Source organism: Streptomyces sp. NPDC001507, from assembly GCF_042894765.1.
Lineage (GTDB): Bacteria > Actinomycetota > Actinomycetes > Streptomycetales > Streptomycetaceae > Streptomyces.
This window is the reverse complement of record NZ_JBIAVV010000015.1, coordinates 17,498-36,386: the sequence shown is the minus strand read 5'-3', so window position 1 is coordinate 36,386 and position 18,889 is coordinate 17,498. Positions and strand designations below refer to the sequence as shown.

The 18,889-nt window shown below is 74.8% G+C and carries 16 protein-coding genes; 12 read left to right on the top strand and 4 right to left on the bottom strand.

The features are described from left to right. The 10 genes from ACFY0K_RS39715 (at position 1) to ACFY0K_RS39670 (ending at position 13,195) form a co-directional block, all read left to right on the top strand. The gene (locus ACFY0K_RS39715; RefSeq protein ID WP_390643947.1) at positions 1 to 2,766 is read left to right on the top strand and encodes a LuxR C-terminal-related transcriptional regulator; all 2,766 of its coding nucleotides are present in this window, start codon (positions 1 to 3) and stop codon (positions 2,764 to 2,766) included. Between the two features lie 31 nt (positions 2,767 to 2,797). Continuing rightward, positions 2,798 to 3,763, top strand: coding sequence for an alpha/beta hydrolase (locus tag ACFY0K_RS39710; RefSeq protein ID WP_390643946.1), 966 nt, complete (start codon positions 2,798 to 2,800; stop codon positions 3,761 to 3,763). 73 nt (positions 3,764 to 3,836) lie between these two features. Beyond that, a complete protein-coding gene (locus ACFY0K_RS39705; RefSeq protein ID WP_390643945.1) occupies positions 3,837 to 4,865 on the top strand; it encodes a helix-turn-helix domain-containing protein in 1,029 nt (342 codons plus the stop codon). Next, on the top strand, positions 4,859 to 5,815 hold the full coding sequence (locus tag ACFY0K_RS39700) for a helix-turn-helix domain-containing protein (protein ID WP_390643944.1): 957 nt from the start codon (positions 4,859 to 4,861) through the stop codon (positions 5,813 to 5,815). Before ACFY0K_RS39705 ends, ACFY0K_RS39700 begins: the two co-directional genes overlap by 7 nt. 110 nt (positions 5,816 to 5,925) lie before the next feature. Then, complete coding sequence (locus ACFY0K_RS39695) at positions 5,926 to 6,849, top strand: glyoxalase (RefSeq protein ID WP_390643943.1); 924 nt, start codon at positions 5,926 to 5,928, stop codon at positions 6,847 to 6,849. Between the two features lie 21 nt (positions 6,850 to 6,870). Continuing rightward, positions 6,871 to 8,232 (top strand): cytochrome ubiquinol oxidase subunit I, encoded by a 1,362-nt coding sequence (locus ACFY0K_RS39690; RefSeq protein ID WP_390643942.1) that lies wholly within the window; start codon positions 6,871 to 6,873, stop codon positions 8,230 to 8,232. Continuing rightward, positions 8,225 to 9,523: a cytochrome d ubiquinol oxidase subunit II gene (locus ACFY0K_RS39685; RefSeq protein WP_390643941.1), complete on the top strand. Its 1,299-nt coding sequence runs from the start codon at positions 8,225 to 8,227 to the stop codon at positions 9,521 to 9,523. Before ACFY0K_RS39690 ends, ACFY0K_RS39685 begins: the two co-directional genes overlap by 8 nt. Beyond that, complete coding sequence (locus tag ACFY0K_RS39680; protein ID WP_390643940.1) at positions 9,520 to 11,241, top strand: ATP-binding cassette domain-containing protein; 1,722 nt, start codon at positions 9,520 to 9,522, stop codon at positions 11,239 to 11,241. Before ACFY0K_RS39685 ends, ACFY0K_RS39680 begins: the two co-directional genes overlap by 4 nt. After that, positions 11,238 to 12,734, top strand: coding sequence for an ATP-binding cassette domain-containing protein (locus ACFY0K_RS39675; protein WP_390643939.1), 1,497 nt, complete (start codon positions 11,238 to 11,240; stop codon positions 12,732 to 12,734). The genes ACFY0K_RS39680 and ACFY0K_RS39675 overlap by 4 nt, the downstream gene beginning before the upstream one ends. Beyond that, a complete protein-coding gene (locus tag ACFY0K_RS39670) occupies positions 12,731 to 13,195 on the top strand; it encodes a DUF5709 domain-containing protein (RefSeq protein ID WP_390643938.1) in 465 nt (154 codons plus the stop codon). The genes ACFY0K_RS39675 and ACFY0K_RS39670 overlap by 4 nt, the downstream gene beginning before the upstream one ends. A gap of 62 nt (positions 13,196 to 13,257) precedes the next feature. Here the strand turns inward: ACFY0K_RS39670 and ACFY0K_RS39665 are convergent, their stop codons facing one another. The 3 genes from ACFY0K_RS39665 to ACFY0K_RS39655 form a co-directional block, all read right to left on the bottom strand. After that, complete coding sequence (locus ACFY0K_RS39665) at positions 13,258 to 13,755, bottom strand: MaoC family dehydratase (protein ID WP_390643937.1); 498 nt, start codon at positions 13,753 to 13,755, stop codon at positions 13,258 to 13,260. A gap of 185 nt (positions 13,756 to 13,940) precedes the next feature. Continuing rightward, positions 13,941 to 14,810 carry a LysR family transcriptional regulator gene (locus tag ACFY0K_RS39660; protein ID WP_390643936.1) on the bottom strand — a complete coding sequence of 290 codons (870 nt, stop codon included), beginning with the start codon at positions 14,808 to 14,810 and terminating at the stop codon, positions 13,941 to 13,943. Positions 14,811 to 14,898: 88 nt separating this feature from the next. Then, a complete protein-coding gene (locus tag ACFY0K_RS39655; protein WP_382725120.1) occupies positions 14,899 to 15,486 on the bottom strand; it encodes a Dps family protein in 588 nt (195 codons plus the stop codon). A gap of 211 nt (positions 15,487 to 15,697) precedes the next feature. Here ACFY0K_RS39655 and ACFY0K_RS39650 point away from each other — a divergent pair, with 211 nt between their 5' ends. Continuing rightward, a complete protein-coding gene (locus ACFY0K_RS39650) occupies positions 15,698 to 17,059 on the top strand; it encodes a dihydrolipoyl dehydrogenase family protein (protein ID WP_390643935.1) in 1,362 nt (453 codons plus the stop codon). On the opposite strand, the gene ACFY0K_RS39645 is transcribed toward ACFY0K_RS39650, so the two are convergent. After that, on the bottom strand, positions 17,051 to 18,277 hold the full coding sequence (locus tag ACFY0K_RS39645; RefSeq protein WP_390644117.1) for an MFS transporter: 1,227 nt from the start codon (positions 18,275 to 18,277) through the stop codon (positions 17,051 to 17,053). The genes ACFY0K_RS39650 and ACFY0K_RS39645 overlap by 9 nt on opposite strands. A gap of 176 nt (positions 18,278 to 18,453) precedes the next feature. On the opposite strand from ACFY0K_RS39645, the gene ACFY0K_RS39640 reads away from it, so the two are divergent. Further along, positions 18,454 to 18,798, top strand: coding sequence for a GNAT family N-acetyltransferase (locus ACFY0K_RS39640; RefSeq protein WP_390643934.1), 345 nt, complete (start codon positions 18,454 to 18,456; stop codon positions 18,796 to 18,798). Positions 18,799 to 18,889 lie beyond the last annotated feature (91 nt).

The following is an 18,889-nucleotide window of genomic DNA, read 5'->3' as shown; positions in this document are numbered from 1 at the left end:
ATGACGGTCCACCCACCCCAGCGGTCCACGACCGGCGACGAGAGCGCCGTACTGGGCCGGGACGGTGAGACCGCGCGGATCCTGCGGTGCGCGACGCGCGAGCCCGGCACGCCGCAGACCCTGCTGCTCCTCGGCGCGGAGGGGTCCGGGCGAACGGCACTGCTCCGGCAGGTCCGGGACCGGGCCACCGCCGAGGGCGTGCTGGTGCTGGCCGCGCAGGGCTGGGCCGAGGACCCGCGGCACGCGCACGCCTGCCTGCACCAGTTGCTGACGCCGTCCGTGCGCGACGAACTGACCGCGCTGCCCGCCGCTCGGCAACGGCTGCTGACGGCCGTACCGCACGCGGACGATCCGGCGGCGGACGAGGCCGAGCTGCACGCGGCGCTGACCGCCCTGCTGGACCGGCTCGCCGGTGCCGGTCCGGTGCTGGTGTGCGTGGACGACGCCGACCTGTGCGGCCGCGCCTTCCCGGAGGCGCTGTTCGCCGCGGTCCGGCAGCTGGCCGGCCGCGCGCTGACGGTGCTGCTCGCCGCACGCCACGAGGCGGCCCTGCCCGCTCCGCCGCCCGGCACCGAACGCCTGTGGCTGGGCCCGCTCGACGCCATGTCGGCCGCGGCCCTGCTCGACCGGCAGCCGGCGGCGCCCAACGGCCGGCACCGGCTGGAGATCCTCGCCGAGGCCGAGGGCAACCCGCTGGCCCTCGTGGAACTGGGCCGCGGTGCGCCGGGACCCGCCACCTCGGTGCGGCACACGCACGTCTTCGGCGCACGGGTCGACGCGCTGCCCGCCGAGACCCGACGGGCCCTGCTGTACGCGGCGGCCGCGGGCCCCGGCGGGACCGTTGCCGCGGTCATGGCGGCCCTCGGCACCGGAGACCTGGCGGTGTGGGCGCCTGCGGAGGCGGCCGGGCTGATCGCGCTGGCCGAGGACCGGTTCGACTTCGGGCATCCGCTGGCCCGCTCGGCCGCCTACGTCCTGCGCCCGGCCGGAGAGCGTCAGCAGGCTCACCGGCAGCTCGCCAGGGTCGCCGCGCAACCCGAGGTCAGGGCTTGGCACCTGGCCGCCGCCACCGTGGGCGCCAACGCGTTCGTCGCCGCCTCCCTGGAGGTCTCCGCCTGGCGACGCGGGGACGCGGTGGAGGCCGCCCGCGCCCTGGAACAGGCGGCCCGGCTCAGCCCACGGGCGCCGGAACGCGCCCGCCGGCTGGCCGAGGCCCTGACCGCGGCCCACGTGGCGGGCGACCCCGGCTGGGTCCGCGAGCTGTACGAACGGCTCGTCCAGGAAGGGGCCGGGCCGGAGTTCGGCTGCGCCGCGGCCGGCGCGCTGGCCTCCGCGCTCTCCCACGAGTCGGCCCAGCGCGAGGCCTTCGAGCTGCTGGCCGACGCCTCGGAGCACTTTCCCGCCGTCGACCGGTCCCTCGCGCTCGCCCTCGCCGGGCTGGCGGCGGGCATCGCCGCCCAGTCCGGGCTGCCGGAGCACACGGCGGCCCTGCCCGCGCTGCTCGACCGGGCCCGGCGGGCCCGGGCATCAGGGCGGTGGCGCCCCGCGACGACCGGGCCGCTGGCCCGGCTGGACACCCCGCACACCCGGCAGGCCATGGCCGCGCTGGTCACCGCGGTCGCCCGGCCGCGCTCCGCCACCGGCGCACCGGCGAGCCGCGGCGCGACGCACAGTGCGCCGCCCGACGCCCCGGCCGCGCACACGGTCCTCGCCGCCGTCGCCCACCAGGCCGACGAGGCGGACGTGGACCTGGGACAGTCGCGGACGGCCGACGAGCGGCTGCGCGGCGCCCGCGCCTTCGGGCTGCGCGGCTGGTCGGTGCTCCCGCTGGTGGACACCCTGCTGGCCACCGGGCGGCTCGCCGAGGCCGGGAGCGTGGTCGAGGACGCCCTCACGGAGGCCGCGGTGCTGCGCCTGCCGCGCCTGCGGGCCGACCTGGAGACCCAGGCGCTGACCGTACGGGCGCTGCGTGGCAGCCTCCCGCCGGAGCCCTGGTTCACCCCCTCCGTGTGGCGGGCCGTCTGCCTGGACGAGAACCGGGCCACCCATGCCCGGCTGCTGCGCGCCCGCGGACTCGCCTCCGTCACGCGCGGCGACATGGAGGACGCCTGGCGCCAGTTCAGGGGCCTGTTCACCGCCGACGGCTCGTCCCTGCACCCCTTCCTGTCCGCGCGGGCCGTCGCCGAACTCGCCGTCAGCGCCCAGCGCACCGGACGGTCGGCGGAGGCACTGCCGGTCCTGGAACGGGTCAGGGCCGAGCAGGGGGACCGCCCGAGCACCAGGATGACGCTGCTCCTGCACCACGCCACCGCCCTGGTCGGCCGGGACTGCGAGACCGAGCAGCACTTCCAGCTCGCGCTCGTCAACCACGGGGCGAACCGCTGGCCCTGGGAGTGCGCCCACGTCCGCCTCAACTACGCGATCTGGCTGCGCCGTTGCCGTCGTACCCTGGAGGCGCGCCAGCAGCTGACCACGGTCCTGGAGACCGCCGAACGCCTCGGCGCCGGCGCCCTCGCGGCCGCCGCCGGCAGCGAACTGCGCGCGAGCGGCGCGGCCCCCGCCCCCGCGGACGCGGGTCTGCTGGAGCAACTGACCGCACAGCAGCGGCAGATCGCCCAGCTGGCCGCGCGCGGCCTGTCGAACCGTGAGATCGGCGAGCGGCTCTTCCTGTCGCCGCGTACCGTCGGCTCGCACCTGTACAACGTGTATCCCAAGCTCGGCATCAGCAGCCGCCATCAGCTCCGTGACCTGGTACAGGGCCGGTGAGGGCACCCGAGGGCCGTCCGGAGGAACGCCCATGACATCCGCAGGACCGGGGACCGCCGTCGTCCTCGACCCCGTGGTGCAGCGCCTGGTCACCGCCGCCGCCGTGCCGCCCGCCCTCGACGACCTCGGCCCGGACGCGGCACGGCAGGCGCTGCGGGAGACCCAGGCCGACCGGTTCGAGGACTTCGCCGTGGACGCGGTCTTCCACGTGGCGCCCGTCGGCCCGGCGCGGCTGCTCGGCTTCTGGACCGTACGCCCGGCCGGGGCCCGGGGCCCGCTCCCGGCTCTGCTGTACCTGCACGGCGGCCGGTGGGCGCTCGGCGACGCCCAGACCCACGCCCGGCTCATCAGCGAACTCGTCACCGGCGCCGGTGTGTGCGCCCTCGTCCCCGAGTACAGCCGCGCCCCCGAGGCCCGCTACCCGGTGGCGCTGGAGGAGTGCTACGCCCTGCTGACCTGGGCGGCCACCCAGGCCGACGCGCTCGCACTGGACCCCGGCCGGCTGGCGGTGGCCGGCGACTGCGCGGGTGCCACGCTGGCGGCCGCCGTGACCATGCTGGCGAAGACCAGGCACGGGCCGCGGATCAGCGCGCAGCTGCTCTACTACCCGCTCACCGACGACCGCTGCGACAGCCCCTCGCAGCACCGGTTCGCCACCGGCTACCTGCTCACCCGCCGCGCGCTGCGCGCCTACTGGCAGCGGTACGTCCCCAACCCGGCGCACCGGCGCGAGCCCACCGCCGCTCCGCTGCGGGCGCGCCCGGACGAACTGGCCGGGCTGCCGCCGGCCCTGGTCGTCACCGCGGAGGCGGACGTGGCCCGGGACGAGGGCGAGCAGTACGCACGCCGGCTGTCCGCGGCGGGCGTCGACGCCCTGTCCGTGCGGTTCCTCGGGACCATCCACGACTTCGTGGCGCTGCACGCCCTCGCCGGCAGCGCGCCCACCCGGGCGGCGTTGCTGACCGGTTGTGCCTTTCTGCGTGCCCGTCTGCGGTGACGGACCCCGCACCGGGCGACGACCAGTCGGCCGACTGATGCGCCGGTACCGGTCGCCCGGCGAGGCTGACGGCATGGCAACCGCGATCGGCTCCAGCGAGGAGAGACGCCGGCTTCCGACCGGCGCGACGAGTGAACGGGGCAGAGTGCTCACCACGCGCTCGGTTCCCCCGGAGGAGAGCCTGGAGTACTGGCACGACGCCGTGTTCGACACCCTGGTGGGGATGGACATCGCCACCGAGGGCGGCACCTACGACGCCACCCTGCGCACCGACCGCCTCGGGGACCTGCGGATCACCACGGTGGAGGCCGACCCCGGCCGGGTCCACCGGGCGCCGCGCTTCATCGCCCGCGGCGACGGCCGGGAGATCTTCGTGGCCGTCCAGAGCACCGGCCGCGCCCGGGTCGAACAGGACGGCCGCACCACCGAGTTGCGCTCCGGCGACCTCGCCTTCTTCGAGACCCTGCGCCCGTTCCGCACCACCTTCCCGGACCGCTTCCGGCTCAAGATCTTCGCAGTGCCGCGTCCGCTGCTGGAGCTCGCGGAGGCCGACGTACGACAGCTCACCGGCCGCGCGATCCATCCGCGCGAGGGACTCCCCGCGCTGCTCGGGCCGCTGCTGGAACGGCTGGCGGACACCTCGGCCTCGTACTCGACGCCGACGGCCGAGAGGCTGGCCGAGAGCGTCGTCGACCTGGTGGCGGCCACGGCGGCGGACCGGCTCGGGGCGGACCCCGACGACCTGCCCGGCGCAGACGGCGTGCTGCTGCTGCGCATCAGGACGTACATCCGCTGGCACCTGTCGGACCCCACGCTGACCCCGGCCGTCATCGCCCGCGTGCACGGCATCTCGGTGCGCTACCTGCACCGGCTCTTCCAGGCCGAGGGCACCACCGTCTGCCAGTGGATCCGCGACCAGCGGCTGCGCGAGTGCCGCCGGGAACTCGCCGCGCGCCCGGCGGGTTCGGTCAGCCTGGGCCAGGTCGCCCGGCGCTGGGGGTTCACCAGCGCGGCCGGGTTCGGCAAGGCCTTCCGCAGCTCCTTCGGGCTGTCCCCGACGGACTGGCTGGACCTGGTGCGGACGGACGGCCCGCCGTGCTGACGGCCGTGTCCTGCACCACCCGTGACCTGGCCCCCGGCGACCGCCTCGACGCCTGGCAGCGCGTCCTGTCCCGGACCTTCGTGGACGTCGAGGTCACCGTCGACCGGGATCGCCCGTGGACCGGCGAACTGGCCGCCGAACGGCTCGGCGCCCTCCAGATCGCCACCGAGGACTTCGGCCCCGGCACGATCCTGCGCGGCGCCCGTACGGCCGCCGCCGATCCCCGCACCCACGTCCTGGTCCGCCGCCAGCTGGCCGGTACCGCCCTGCTGCTCCAGGACGGCCGCACGGCCGAACTCCACCCCGGCGGCCTGGCCTTCCACGACGCGCGGCGGCCGTTCCGGATCGTGCTCCCCGAGCCGCAGCGGGCCCGGATCCTCATGGTGCCCCGCGCCCTGCTGCGCCTGGAGGAACGGCAGCTGCACGCCCTGACGGCCACGACGGTGGACGAGGCCGAAGGGGGCGCGGCGGCCCTGCTGCTGCCGCTGCTCGACGGACTCGTCGACGAGGTCACCCGGGTGACCGCGGCCCGGCGCGAGCAACTCGCCCGGACCGTCGTGGAGATCCTCGCGACCGTGGCCCTGGAGCGGATCGGCGGGCCGCCCGAATCGGCCCTGTGGGAGCGGATCACCGCGTCCGTCCGGGACCGGCTCGGCGAACCCGGACTCGCCCCGCAGGACATCGCCGACCAGCACGCCATCTCCCTGCGCTACCTGCACCGGCTCTTCCAGCGCCAGGGCACCACCGTGGGTGCCTGGATCCGGGCCCGCCGCCTCGAAGCGGCCCACGCGGAGCTGGCCCTGCCCGGCGCCGCCCACCGGTCGATCGCCGCGGTGGCCGCCCGCTGGGGCTTCACCAGCCCCTCCCACTTCAGCCGGGCGTTCCGCGAGAGGTACGGGATGTCGCCGGCGCAGTGGCGGCGGGCGGCGGGCGCGGTCCAGGCGGACTGACACCGCGGCTGTTCCCTGAGGGACCGCACCCCGGGCGCTCTCGGAACGGTCGCCCCCGTCCTCCCCGCCTACCGTCCGGAGCACCGGGTTTCGGCAGAAAGGAAACACGCATGAAGCGCAAAGCGATGGCATGGACTCTCCCCGCGCTGCTGGTGGCGCTGAGCGTGGTGGGGTCCGGTGCCCCGTCCTCGGCCCGGAGCGGCACCGCGGTCCGGGCCTCGACCACCGCGGTCGGCCCCCAGTACGACACCACCCACGTGTACGTCACCCCCGGCCAGGAGGACGCGTTCGTCGACAGCTGGGTGGCCACCTTCGGCGGCACCCACACCACGAAGGTCGTCACGGACGTCACCCCGACCCCCAGCGAGACCGAGTCGGAACTGGTGCTCTCGCCCGTCGGCACCCTGTCCGTATTCGACTTCAGGACCCCGGTGCCGTACCCGTTCGGCAGCGAACGCACCGGCTGGCTCATGAGCGACTTCGACCGGGGCGTCCGGCTGGCCCGGCAGAGCGGCGCGAACGTCGTCGTGGCGCCGTTCGACGACCCGATCGGGAAGGACGCGGTCGTCCAGTTCCCGGGCGGGATCAACGCCCAGCTCTACTGGCACACCAAGGCCCCGTCGTACCCGGCCCTGAAGTCCGTGCCCGACAACCGCGTCTACCTCACGCCGGACTCGGCGTCCGCCTTCCTCCGCTCCTACCTGCGGTTCACCGGCGGCCGGATCGTCGCCGACGACCGTACGGCGGACGGCGGCGACCTCGGCCTGCCCGGGAAGGCCTACCGCCGGATCGCCCTCACCTCCCCGTTCGGCAACACGGTCGTCAGCGTCACCGACGGCCATCTGCCCTACCCGTTCGGACGGGAGACCACCGGCTACGCGGTCGAGGACCTCACGGCCACCCTGCACAAGGCCGAGGCGGCGGGCGCGCGGGTCCTGTGGGGCCCGTACGACGGCAAGGGCCGTGACACCGCGATGGTGCAGTTCCCCGGCGGTTACGTCGCCGAACTGCACCAGGGCAGCAGCACCCGCTGACCGAATCCCTGGAGACCCCTCATGGCCTCGTCCTCCGTCGTGGAGCTGTCGCGCTGGCAGTTCGCGATCACGGCGATCTTCCACATGACGTTCCCGGCGCTCACCGTCGGGCTGTCCCTGCTGCTCGCGGTCGCGTACACCGTGTACGTCCGCACCGGCAACCCGCTCTACCTGCAGATCTTCCGCTTCTGGAAGAAGATCTTCGCCGTCGGCTTCGGCCTCGGCGTGGTCGCCGGCACCGTGATGACCTTCGAGTTCGGCCTCAACTGGGGCATCTACGCCCACGCCGTCGGACCGGTCATCGGCGTCACCATCGGCATGGAGGTGATCACCGCCTTCTTCCTGGAGGCCGGTTTCATCGGGATCATGCTGTACGGCGACGGGCGGGTGAAGCCCCGCACCATGGCGCTGGCCTCCTGGATGGTCGCCGCGGGCACCCTGCTCTCCACCACCTGGATCCTCTCCGCCAACAGCTGGATGCAGGACCCGGCCGGCTACACCGAGGCGGACGGGCAGTTCCACGTCACCGACTGGTGGCAGGTGCTCCTCAACCCGGCCTTCAGCTACCGCTTCCCGCACATGCTGATCGCCGTCCTGATCTCCGCCTCCTGGTTCGTCGCCGGCATCAGCGCCTGGTACCTGGTCAAACGCCGGGCGTCCGCGCTGCCGTTCGCCCGCCGCACCCTGTCCGTGGTCCTGGGCGTCCTCTCGATCCTGATGCCCGTCCAGCTGTACGTCGGTGACGCCACCGCCGTCTTCATGGGCGGCCACCAGCCCGCCAAGCTCCAGGCGTTCGAGGGCAACTGGAAGACCGACAACAACGGCTACAACCTCGTCGTCATCCCCGACACCGACAAGGGGAAGAACGACTTCCGCATCGAGATACCCCACCTCGGCGCCGTCATCGGCCACGACCTGACCGGCCAGGCCAAGGTGCCGGGGCTGCTGCAGACCCCGCCCGACGAACGCCCCAACATGTGGAGCGCCTTCTACGGCTTCCGGGCCATGTACTTCACCGCCCTCGCCATGTTCGCCACCGCCTTCGCCGGGCTCGTGCTGCGCCTGCGCGGCCGCCTGTTCAGCTCGCCGCGCTTCCTGCGCTGGCTGGTGTGGATGACCCCCGCCGGGGTCATCGCCATCACCGGCGGCTGGATCACCGCCGAGACCGGCCGCCAGCCCTGGGTGGTCTACGGCAAGCTGCGCACCGCCGAAGCCGTCTCCCACCTGAGCCTCACCGAGGCGGCCCTCAGCCTCACCGGGTTCGTCCTCCTCTACGCGACCCTGCTCACCATCTGGATCCGCTACATCGTCCGCACCGTCAAGGCCGGTCCGGAACCGGTCACGGACCTGCGCACCCCCGCTCCGGAGGCCTCCGTTGCCTGAGTACCTGACCTACGCCCTGGTCCTGCTCTCGCTCGGGGCCTACGTCGTCCTGGACGGCTACGACCTCGGCGTCGGCATGCTGAGCCTCCTCGACCGCGACGAGCGGCGCCGCCGCGAGTACAACGAACTCATCGCCACCGCCTGGGACGCCAACGAGAGCTGGCTCATCCTGGCCGGCGTGACCCTGTGGGCCGGGCTGCCCGGGGCGTACGCGACCGTCCTGCCCGGGGTGTACCCGCCGCTGATCGCCATGCTCTTCGCGGTGATCCTGCGCGGCATGGGCCTGGAGTTCCAGAGCGCGTCCGGCACCTACCGGCACGGCTGGGGACTCCTCTTCGGCGGGGCCTCCCTCGCCGTGACCCTCTGCCAGGGCCTGGTGATCGGCGCGGTCCTGTCCGGACTCCCGCAGCGAGACGGCCACTTCACCGGCGACGCGCTCGCCTGGCTCACCCCCTACAGCGTGCTGTGCGCCCTCGGCCTGGTCTGCGTGTACCTGCTGGCGGGCGCCGCCTGGCTCCAGGACAAGACGGAGGGCACGGCGCATGCGTGGGCGGGGCGGCTCGGCCGTCCGCTGCTCGGCGCGACCGTCGTGGCCGCGCTGTTCCTCGGCTTCGGCCTGGAGGTGGCCGACCCGCAGCACTTCCACTTCGAACAGCCCCTGCGCGCCACGCTCTTCTGGCTCGCCGCGGCCGCCGCCGCGGGCTGCGGCGCGGTCGCCTGGTACGGCTTCGGACGGCGGCCGGACTGGCGGCCGTTCGCGGCGGTGCTGGGCGCCGAGGCCGCGGGACTGCTGGCGCTGGTGGCGGCGACCGTACCGGTCGTCGTACCGCCGTCCCTGACCCTGCACGAGGCGTCCAGCCCGCACGGCTCGCAGGTGTTCCTGGTGGTCGGGGTCGGGCTGTGCATGCCGTTCGTACTGGCCTACAACATCTACGCCTGGTGGGTCTTCCGGGGGAAGTTCCGGGAGCCCGCGCGGCAGGCGCCGGCCGCGGCCCTGCCGGACGACGGAACGGCCGAGCCCTTCCCGCCCCGGCCCGAGTCCAGGGTCGTCGTCCTCGTCCGCCGGACACTGCTGACCCTGCTCGGCGTCCTGCTGGCGGCGGTCTCCCAGGACATCTTCGGCGGCGAGTCCACGTGGGTCGATCCGCTCGGCGTCGCCCTGCTGTCCGGTACCGCGCTCGTCGCCTGGATCCTCGGCGACCGCCGGGCCGGGCGGCTGGGGGAGTACGACCTGCCCGGCCGTCCTCCCGGTGACCTGCCGGGCGCCCTGCCCGGCGGCGAGCGCCCGTGAGCGACACCGCGGCCCTGGTGGCGGCGCTCGCCGACGAGGACGGCCACGGCACCGGCGAGCGGGCCTCGACGCGCCGGCTGCGGGCCTGGGCGCGGATCGGCGAACCGGAGCTGCGCCGGGCGGGCACCCTGCGCGGCCTCGCCCAGCTCGGCACCGTCACCTGGGCGGCCGGCCTCGGCTGGGCCGCCGGGCGGGGGCTCGCCGCCCAGCACCTGCACACCGCCCCGGCGGCCGTCGCACCGGCCGCTGGGGTCGTGGCCGGCGGCCTGGCGCTGCGCGCCGCGCTGCTGGCCGCGGCCGACCGAGCGGCGGCGACGGGCGCCGCCCGGGTCCGGTCCGCGCTGCGCGCCCGCGTCCTGCGTGCGGCCCTGCCGGGGCGGGCGCCGCGCGGCGGACTGGCCGATGTCGCCTACGCCGAGGCCCTCGACGCCGAGGTGGCCCGCCTCGACGACTGGCTCACCGACTACGTCCCGGCCCGCCGCGCCATGCTGATCGGCAGCGGTGCCGTCCTCGCCGCCATCGCCCTGCGCAGCTGGTTCGTGGCCCTCCTGCTGGTGCTGGCCACCCCACTGCTGCCGGCCAACCTCAAGGTCGTCGGGATGGGCACGAAGGCGGCCGTACAGGCCCAGCTCGGTGCCGTCCGCACCCTGCACGCCCGGCTCCTCGACCAGCTGCGCGGACTGCCCACCCTGGTCGGGCTCGGCGCGCAGGAGGAGGCGGCGCGGGCCCTGCGCCGGGACGACGAGGAACTCGCCCGCCGCACCACCCTCGTGCTGCGGGTGGCGTTCCTCTCCACCGCCTGGGTGGAGCTGCTCGTCACGGGCACCCTCGCGGTCGTCGCCACCTACTGCGGCCTGGTGCTCCTGGACTACCTGCGGCTGCCCGGCGTACCCGACCACATGAGCCTGGCCACCGCCCTGTTCGTCCTCACCCTCACCCCCGCCTACTTCGCGCCCGCCCGCGAACTGGCCCGCGGCTACCACGCCCGCGCCCAGGCGGCGGCCGCGGCCGACCTGATCGCCGGGGCCATGCGGGGTGCGGTCCCCGACTCCCGGCGCCGGCCGGCCGCCCGCGGTGCCGCGCCGCTGCCCGTCCGCCTGTGCGAGGTGTCCGTGGTCCATGCCGGACGGGCGCGGCCCGCGCTGGACCGGGTCGAACTCGACGTCCGGGCCGGAGAGTTCGTCGTGCTGACCGGCCCCAGCGGCGCCGGGAAGTCCACACTGCTGTCCGTTGCCGCGGGCCTGCTGGTGCCCGACCTGGGCAGTGCCCTGCACGGGCCCGACCCGGCGGCTCCCGCGCACGTGGCCTGGGTCGGCCAGCCGGGTTTCCTGCTCCCCGGGACCGTCCGTGAGAACCTCCGGCTCGCCCGCCCGGCCGCCGATGACCCGGAACTCGTGGCCGCTTTCACGGAGTTGGGCTTTGCCGGCCTGCTCACCGCACTGCCCGACGGACTCGACACCCCCGTCGGCGACCGCGGCTTCGGGCTCTCCTCCGGCCAGGCGCAGCAACTGGTCTTCGTACGCGCCCTGTTGCGGGACGCGCCGCTGCTCTTCCTGGACGAACCGACGGCTCATCTCGACCCCGGTGCCGAGGCGGCCGTCGCGGACGCGCTGAGCCGCCTGGCCCGGCACCGGACCGTCCTGCTGGCCACCCACAGTCCGGTCCTGCTCCCCCTCGGGGACCGCGTGCTCACCCTGGACCAGGGAAGGTTGGTATGACCCTGCGACTGCTGAGAAGGGCGGTCCGACGGCGAGACCTGCTGTGCGGACTGCTCCTCGCCGCGGCGGCCGAACTGTCCGCCGCGACCCTGCTCGGCGTGTCCGGCTGGTTCCTCACGGCCTGCGCCCTGGTCACGGTACGGGCCGACACCACCTGGTCGTGGCTGTACCCGTCCGGCGCCGTCCGCGTTCTCGCCCTCTCCCGCACCGGGCTGCGCTACGCGGAGCGCCTGGTCAGCCACCGGGTCCTGCTCGACGCCACGGTGGCGCTCCGGGCCCGGCTGGTGCGCGGCGCCGCGGCCCTGCCGGCGCGGCGGCTGCGCGCCCTGCGGGACGGGGCCCTGCTGAGCCGCCTCACGGACGACGTCACGACCGTCGGCGCGCTCCCCGCCGACGTCCTCGCCCCGCTGGCGAGCACCGCGGTGACGGCGGCGGTCGTGACCGGGCTGCTGTGGCACGCCGATGCCCGGCTGGGCGCGGCGGAACTCCTCGTGTTCCTGCTCGCCGCCGTGACCGCCGTGGCCACACACCGGCGCGCGCAGGACGCGGTACGGCGGTCGGCGCGCGAACAGGCGGTCGTACGGACCGAACTCCTCGGCGCTCGGGACGCGTTGCCCGAACTGATCTGCCTGGACGCCGTGACACCGGCCAGGGCCCGGATCGCGGCGGCGCTGGAGCGGGCCCACCGTGCCGACGAGGACACCCGACGGGTCCTGCGCACGGGGCAGTCGGCGCTCCGTCTGCTGGGCGCGCTCGGCCAGTGCCTCGTCCTGGTCCTCGCCCTGGACCTCGCGGCGACGGCGCAGTCCGTGTCCGCCGCGATCGGTGAGGTCCTGCTGGTCGCCGCCGGATTCGAGCTCGTCGAGCAGCTGCCGAGGATCCTGCCGGCGTACGGCCGGGCGGGTGCCGCGGCCCGGCGGCTGGCCCCGCTGGACGCCGTGCCCGCCCCGGATGCCGACGGGACAGCCGCGGCCTTCGAGACCGAGCCGGGCACCACCACCCTGGTGACCGGCCCCAACGGCAGCGGAAAGACCACGCTTCTGGGCCGTCTGGCGGGCCGCGCGACCCCGCGGGAGCTGACCCTCGTCGAGGCCGAGGACTGGCTCGCCGACGCGACCGTCGCCGAGAACCTGCGGCTGGCCGACCCGGACGCGGACCCGGAACGGCTCGCCGAGGTGCTGGCCCTGGTCGCCCTGGACGACATCCCGCCGGACCTCCCGGTGGGCCCGAACGGCGGCCGGCTCTCCCAGGGCCAGCGCCGTCGGCTCGCCCTCGCGCGGGCCGTGCTGCGGGATCCGCCGGTCCTGCTGCTGGACGAGCCGACCGCGGGACTCGACCGGGCCACCGCCCGCCGGGTCCTGGGCGCCGTCCGCGCGGCCCTTCCGGCCGCCGCTTTCGTGATCGCGCTGCCCGACCGCGACCACGACCTCCTACCCTTTCCGGTTGACGGCCGGATCGAACTGACGGCCCGAGTGACGATGGAGCGCGTATGACCGACGAGGCGATGGGTGACGAGGTCTACCAGCCGGACGGTTCGGAGGTGCAGGACGACGCCGGTCTGCTGGACGCCTCGGACACCCTGGACTACCGGGCCGGCGAGGAGGCCCTGGACGAGGGCTACTCGCCGCCGGAGCGGCCCTGGGCCGTCGAGCACACCGGGGTGACGGCGGCGGAGGGGCAGCGCGGGGAGACCCTGGACGAGCGCCTCGCCGAGGAGGTGCCGGACCTCGGTGTCCCGGACGGCGACGACCTCGGCGACGCCTGGGACACGGACGGTGAACTCCTCGACGACGAGGTCGGCGACGACCGCGCCGGACGGCTCCTCGCACCCGACGAGGGCGCGCACGAGGTCACCGACTCCGACCTGTTCGCCTCCGACCGGGGCCTGGACGGCGCCGGGGCGTCGGCGGAGGAGGCCGCGATGCACGTGATCCCCGACTCCGAGGACTTCTGAGGCGACCTGCACGTGGGCGCGGGGACGGTTTCCGTCCCCGCGCCCACGCCTGTTCCGGGGCCCTACCGGCGCAGCAGGTACTTGTGCTGCCCGGACAGGACGAGTTCGCCCCGCTGGTTGTGGACGGTGGCCGCCGTGGTGACGACCCCGGTGCCGTCCCCGGCGGGTTCGAGCGCGGTGACGGTCAGGGCGGGATAGAGGGTGTCGCCCGAGTGGACCTCGCCGGTGAAGGTGCAGGACAGCTCCGTGAACCTGACGAACACCTCACCGATGACGTGCGGGAACAGGGTCGCGCCCGGTGCGGTGAAGGCGAGGACCTGCAGGCCGTGCACCACGGGGGCACTGTGGCCGTGCCGCCGGGCCCACTCGGCGTCGTAGTGGACCGGGTGGTTGTCGGCGGACACGGTCTGGAACGCCGCCGCGTGGGCGTCGGTCAGAGTCCGGCCGGGGGCGCGGAACACCTCGCCGACGACCAGGTCGTCGAAGGTCCGGGCGGGGACGACGAGGAACCGCTCGGGGTCGAACGCGGTCTCGCTGGAAGGTGCCTGGGGGGAGCTCATGGGATGTCCTCGATCGGGTCGGGTCAGCGGGACGACGGGCGGCGTCGGGGACGCCGCGAAGCCGCGCGGCCCCGACCGTAGGCACCCACCGCCCCGGGCAGATGCCACGTGGCGCACGGCGTCGCGCCGCAGAGCGCCAGGGCGAACGGCGGCTGCCCGGTCCGCGGTTCGGCCGTGGGGCTCGGTCAGGTGATGTGGCGCAGCAGCGCCGCGACGGCCGCCGGGGGCTCGCCCGGTGGCCGTACCACCATCACCTTCCAGCTCGGCGCGTGCCGGGCGAACCGGTAGGTGGTCAGGTCCGGGAAACGGTGGGCGATGGTCGGTGGCATGATGCAGACGCCGAGGTCGGCCCGGACCAGTTCGGAGGCGGCCACGATGTCGTTGACCTCGAAGGTCGTGGCGCGTTCGACGCCAGCCGCCCGGAACGCGCGGTCGGCCGCGTCCCGGATCGCCCAGCCGGGGGTGAACTCCACCTGCGGCAGCTCGGCGATGTCGGCCAGGTGAACCGTGCCCTCGGCGCCGTTCGTGGTGAGACTGCGGCGGGGCGAGGCCACCAGGACCATCTCCTCGCGGGCCAGCAGCCTGGTCACCAGACCGCGCTGCTGCTGGCGGTCCAGCGCCACCACCGCCAGGTCCACCGTGCCCTCGCGCAGCGCCTGCCGGATGTCGGTGACCGCCGCCTGCCGCAACTGGACCACCACCCGCGGATGTTCGGCCCGCAGCGCGGTCAGCGCGTGGTGCAGGTTCGCCCAGACCCCCTGCATGGTGCCGACCGTCACCCGGCCGCGCAGCTCGCCCTTCGCCGCGTCGACCGCCTCGCGGGCCAGCTCGGCGGCGCGCAGGGCCTGCCGGGCCGCCGGGACGAACGCCTCGCCGGCCGGGGTGAGCCCGACGCGGTGCGTGGTCCGGGTGAACAGCGGGGTGCCCAGCTCGCGCTCCAGGGCGCGGACCGTGCCGGAGACGGCGGACTGGACCACGTGCAGCCGCCGCGCGGCCGCCGTGAACCCGCCCGCGTCCGCCACGGCGACCACGACTTCCATCTGCCGCAGGTCCATGATCCGCTCCCGGTGGCACGGCGCCCGCCTCGGTACGGCGGGGATCTCCGCCGCATCCTAGGCAGGCCTCCGCTGCTCCCGGGCTCTCTCAGGCGCGGACCAGGGGAGTGTCGACCAGGTGTTCCGCCAGGAACCAGGCCTGCAGCTCCCCGGTGCGGATCACCTGCGAGACCAGCAGGTCGTTGGTGCCGTCGTCGCCCGAACCGGCGGCCCGGGCGGCCGCGTCGTGCGCGTCGACCAGGATCGTCTCGTGGGCCGCCAGAAGCCGCGAGAGCATCGCCGGGACCTCCTCGACGCCGTCCGGCGGACGCGGGACGGAGGTGATCTCGGCGACGTGCCGCGGGTCGCCCACCGCGACCCCGCCCAGGGTCTGCACCCGCTCGGCGAGCGTGTCCACGAGGGCCAGCTGTTCGCCCGCGTGCTTGTCCAGCAGCAGGTGCAGCTGGTAGAAGGTCGCGCCGCGCAGCAGCCAGTGGTGCTTCTTGTAGAGGCCGTACAGGATCTGCGTGTCCGCCAGGACCCGGTTCAGGCGCTGGCAGGAGTACATGCGCGCCTCGTACGAGAGGCCGAGCGGGAACTGCTTGACGGTCCCGAACTCCTGGATGACCTCGCCCTTCTGGTGCAGCCACGGCTGACTGTGCTGCAGGGTCTTCCCGGGCTCGGAGCTGGTGGTCACGGTGCGCCTCCTGGCGGATGTCCGGTGCGGCTGGATACACGAGCGACGCTAGGCGCGGCGGCGGGGGAGGCGTTGCCCCGGAGCGCCCGGACCGCCACCCCTGAGCGCACCCGGTGCGCTCAGGGACCGGCCGCCGTGCACGCACGGACGCGGACCGGCGGCCGCGGCGCCCTACCGTCGGAGACCGGCAGTCGTAGGGAGCGAGGGGCACATGAACGAGCAGGTGGACGTGGTCGTCGTCGGCCTCGGACCGGGCGGGGAGTACCTGGCGGGCACACTCGCCGAGGCGGGACTCGACGTGGTCGGCGTCGAGGCGGAGCTGGTCGGCGGCGAGTGCCCGTACTGGGGGTGCGTGCCCAGCAAGATGATGATCCGGGCCGGGAACGCCCTTGCCGAGGCCCGGCGCGTGTCCGCCCTGGCCGGGCGGGCCGAGGTGGCCGCGGACTGGGGGCCGGTCGCCGGGCGGATCCGGCACGAGGCAACCGACGACTGGAACGACAGGGTCGCCGCCGACCGGCTCGCGGCCAAGGGCGGTCGCCTGGTCCGCGGCCGGGGCCGGCTCACGGGGCCGCGCCGGGTGACCGTCGACGGACGGGAGTTCGAGGCCCGCCGGGGTGTCGTGCTGGCCACCGGCAGCCGTCCCCGCATACCCCCGGTGCCGGGTCTCGCGGGCACGCCCTACTGGACCAACCGCGACGCCATGTCCGCCAAGGAGCTACCGGCGTCGATGCTGGTGCTGGGCGGCGGCGCGATCGGCGCCGAGGTCGCCCAGGTCTTCGCCCGGTTCGGCTGCCGGGTCACCGTCGTCGAGGGGCAGGCGCGGCTGCTGGCCCAGGAGGAACCGGAGGCGGGAGAGCTCGCCGCCGAGGCCTTGCGCGCCGACGGGGTGACCGTCCTCACGGGAGCGCGGGCCGGCCGGGTCGTTCATGACGGCAACGCGTTCACCGTGTGGCTGGAGGGCGAGGCCGAGCCGCGCCGGGCCGAGCGGCTGCTCGTGGCCACCGGACGGTACAGCGACCTCGCCGGACTGGGCGTCGAGGAGGCCGGGCTCGACCCCACCGCCCGCGCCGTCCCCACCGACGGGCAGATGCGGGCCGCGGACGGTCTGTGGGCGGTCGGCGACATCACCGGCCGGGGCGCCTTCACCCACGTGTCCATGTACCAGGCGCAGATCGCCGTCCAGGACATCCTCGGCAGGCCCGGCCCCGACGCCGACTACCGGGCGCTGCCCCGGGTCACCTTCACCGACCCCGAGATCGCGGCCGTGGGGCTGACCGAGCGGCAGGCCCGCGACGGGGGGCTGCGGGTGCGGACCGCCGTACTGCCGAACGCCTCCTCGACCCGCGGCTGGATCCACGGGCCGGGAGGCGAGGGTTTCCTCAAGCTGGTCGAGGACGCCGACCGGGGTGTCCTGGTCGGCGCGACCTCGGCGGGACCGGCCGGCGGCGAGCTGCTGTACGGGCTCAACGTCGCCGTCCACGCCGAGGTCCCGGTCGAGCGGCTGCGCCACATGATCTACACGTACCCGACCTTCCACCGCGCGATGGAAGCGGCCCTCGGCGCCCTACGCTGAGCGCACCGCGCCGGTCCGGCGTTCGGTGAGCCAGTACAGCAGGCCCAGCACCGGCAGGACGGCCCCGAACACGCTGACCGCGCTCCAGCCGCCGGACCGGTAGGCGATCGAGCCGAGCTGGGAGCCGAGGGCGCCGCCGATGAAGAAGATCGCGATGAAGGCGCTGTTCAGGCGCGCCCGGGCGAGGGGATCGAGTTGGTAGACGGTGTGCTGGCCGAGGATCAGGCTGGTCTGCACGGCCATGTCGAGGGCGACGGCCGCGAGCCCGATCAGGACGACGCTGTGCTGTCCGAACCCGGCGATCGCGAAGGCCACCGCGGCGAGGCCGAACGCGGCACCGGTCATCCGGCGGGTCAGCCCGCGGTCGGCCCAGTGCCCGGCGAACGGGGCGACGGCCGCACCGGCCGCACCGACCAGCGCGAACACCCCGACCCCGACGGCCGAGTAGCGGAAGCCGGGCCCGGTCAGGACGTAGGAGACGGTGGTCCAGAAAGCGCTGAAGGCACCGAACATCGCGGCCTGGTAGAGGCCCCGGCGCACCAGCGCCGGGTGCGTGCGCACCAGCGCCGCCGTGGAGCGCAGCACGTGGCGGTACGGCTGGGAGGTGGTCGGCGCGTGCTGGGGGAGGGCCAGCCGCAGGGCCACGCCCAGCAGGGCCATCAGGACGGCCGAGCCGAGGTAGACGACCCGCCAGCCGGCCACACTGGAGACCAGGCTGCTGAGCGTCCGCGACAGCAGGATGCCGGTGAGCAGGCCGCTCATCACCCGGCCCACCACCCGGCCCCGGGCGTGGTCGGGCGCCAGGCTCGCGGCGAACGGGACGAGGATCTGCGCCACCACGGAGGTGGCCCCGCTGACCAGCGAGGCGACCAGCAGCATCGGGAACCCGGTCGCGAGACCGGCCGCCACCAGGGCGAGCGTGGTGACCGTCAGGAGCGCGGTGATCAGGCTCCGCTTCTCCAGCCGGTCGCCGAGCGGCACCAGGAAGATCATGCCGATCACGTAGCCGACCTGGGTGAGCGTGATCAGCAGACCGGCGGTGGCCTCGCTGATGTGGAAGACGCCGCGCAGCTCGGACAGCAGGGGCTGGGCGTAGTACAGGTTCGCGACCGTCATGCCGGAGGCGACGGCGAACAGCGCGATCAGCCAGCCGGGCACCCCGTGGGCGGCGTCGGCGGCGGCCTCCCGGCGCGGGGAGCGTATTTCGGACGACGACATCTGGGACACGGGACCTTCCTCACCGGAGGTGTTGCTCTCGTCATGCACAAGCGCTCCGGGACCCGTCATGCTTCCCCTGTCCCGGCGATGGTTCGGGATGTCAGTCATCTCGACGGGAGATCGCCGTCGCCGTCCCCTTCCCACCGGTATCGTCACACCCCACCGAAAGGAACCCGATGAGCCGGCCCCCGGCCGCCCCGGTCGTCGTGCACGACGACGCACACCATCGCTACGAGATCCTGGTCGACGGCGGGCGCGCCGGCCTCACCGCCTACCGCGACCACGGTGACCAGCGGGTCTTCTACCACACCGAGGTCGACGACACCTTCGCGGGACAGGGCCTGGCTGGCCGGCTGGTCGAGGAGGCGCTCACCGACGTCCGGGCCGGCGGGAAACGCGTCGTCCCGGTGTGCAAGTACGTGGCCAAGTTCCTCCAGAGGCACGAGGAATTCGCCGACCTCGCCGACCCGGTGACCCCCGACGTACTGCACTGGCTGCGCGGCGAGCTCGACCGGCCGTGACATGCGCTGCCGGAGACGATCCGGTGCGCTGATGGTCAACTCCGGTTCGCTCCGGGCCGTTACCGTGACCGGCGGCGCGGCGGCCCCCGCC

What these genes read in the sequence shown, in the direction of transcription:
- ACFY0K_RS39640 (WP_390643934.1), top strand. Translation starts at nt 18,454, where the DNA reads ATGAGCCGGCCCCCGGCCGCCCCGGTCGTCGTGCACGACGACGCACAC.
- ACFY0K_RS39715 (WP_390643947.1), top strand. Translation starts at nt 1, where the DNA reads ATGACGGTCCACCCACCCCAGCGGTCCACGACCGGCGACGAGAGCGCC.
- ACFY0K_RS39665 (WP_390643937.1), bottom strand. Translation starts at nt 13,755, where the DNA reads ATGAGCTCCCCCCAGGCACCTTCCAGCGAGACCGCGTTCGACCCCGAG.
- ACFY0K_RS39710 (WP_390643946.1), top strand. Translation starts at nt 2,798, where the DNA reads ATGACATCCGCAGGACCGGGGACCGCCGTCGTCCTCGACCCCGTGGTG.
- ACFY0K_RS39645 (WP_390644117.1), bottom strand. Translation starts at nt 18,277, where the DNA reads ATGTCGTCGTCCGAAATACGCTCCCCGCGCCGGGAGGCCGCCGCCGAC.
- ACFY0K_RS39695 (WP_390643943.1), top strand. Translation starts at nt 5,926, where the DNA reads ATGAAGCGCAAAGCGATGGCATGGACTCTCCCCGCGCTGCTGGTGGCG.
- ACFY0K_RS39690 (WP_390643942.1), top strand. Translation starts at nt 6,871, where the DNA reads ATGGCCTCGTCCTCCGTCGTGGAGCTGTCGCGCTGGCAGTTCGCGATC.
- ACFY0K_RS39670 (WP_390643938.1), top strand. Translation starts at nt 12,731, where the DNA reads ATGACCGACGAGGCGATGGGTGACGAGGTCTACCAGCCGGACGGTTCG.
- ACFY0K_RS39650 (WP_390643935.1), top strand. Translation starts at nt 15,698, where the DNA reads ATGAACGAGCAGGTGGACGTGGTCGTCGTCGGCCTCGGACCGGGCGGG.
- ACFY0K_RS39660 (WP_390643936.1), bottom strand. Translation starts at nt 14,810, where the DNA reads ATGGACCTGCGGCAGATGGAAGTCGTGGTCGCCGTGGCGGACGCGGGC.
- ACFY0K_RS39705 (WP_390643945.1), top strand. Translation starts at nt 3,837, where the DNA reads ATGGCAACCGCGATCGGCTCCAGCGAGGAGAGACGCCGGCTTCCGACC.
- ACFY0K_RS39675 (WP_390643939.1), top strand. Translation starts at nt 11,238, where the DNA reads ATGACCCTGCGACTGCTGAGAAGGGCGGTCCGACGGCGAGACCTGCTG.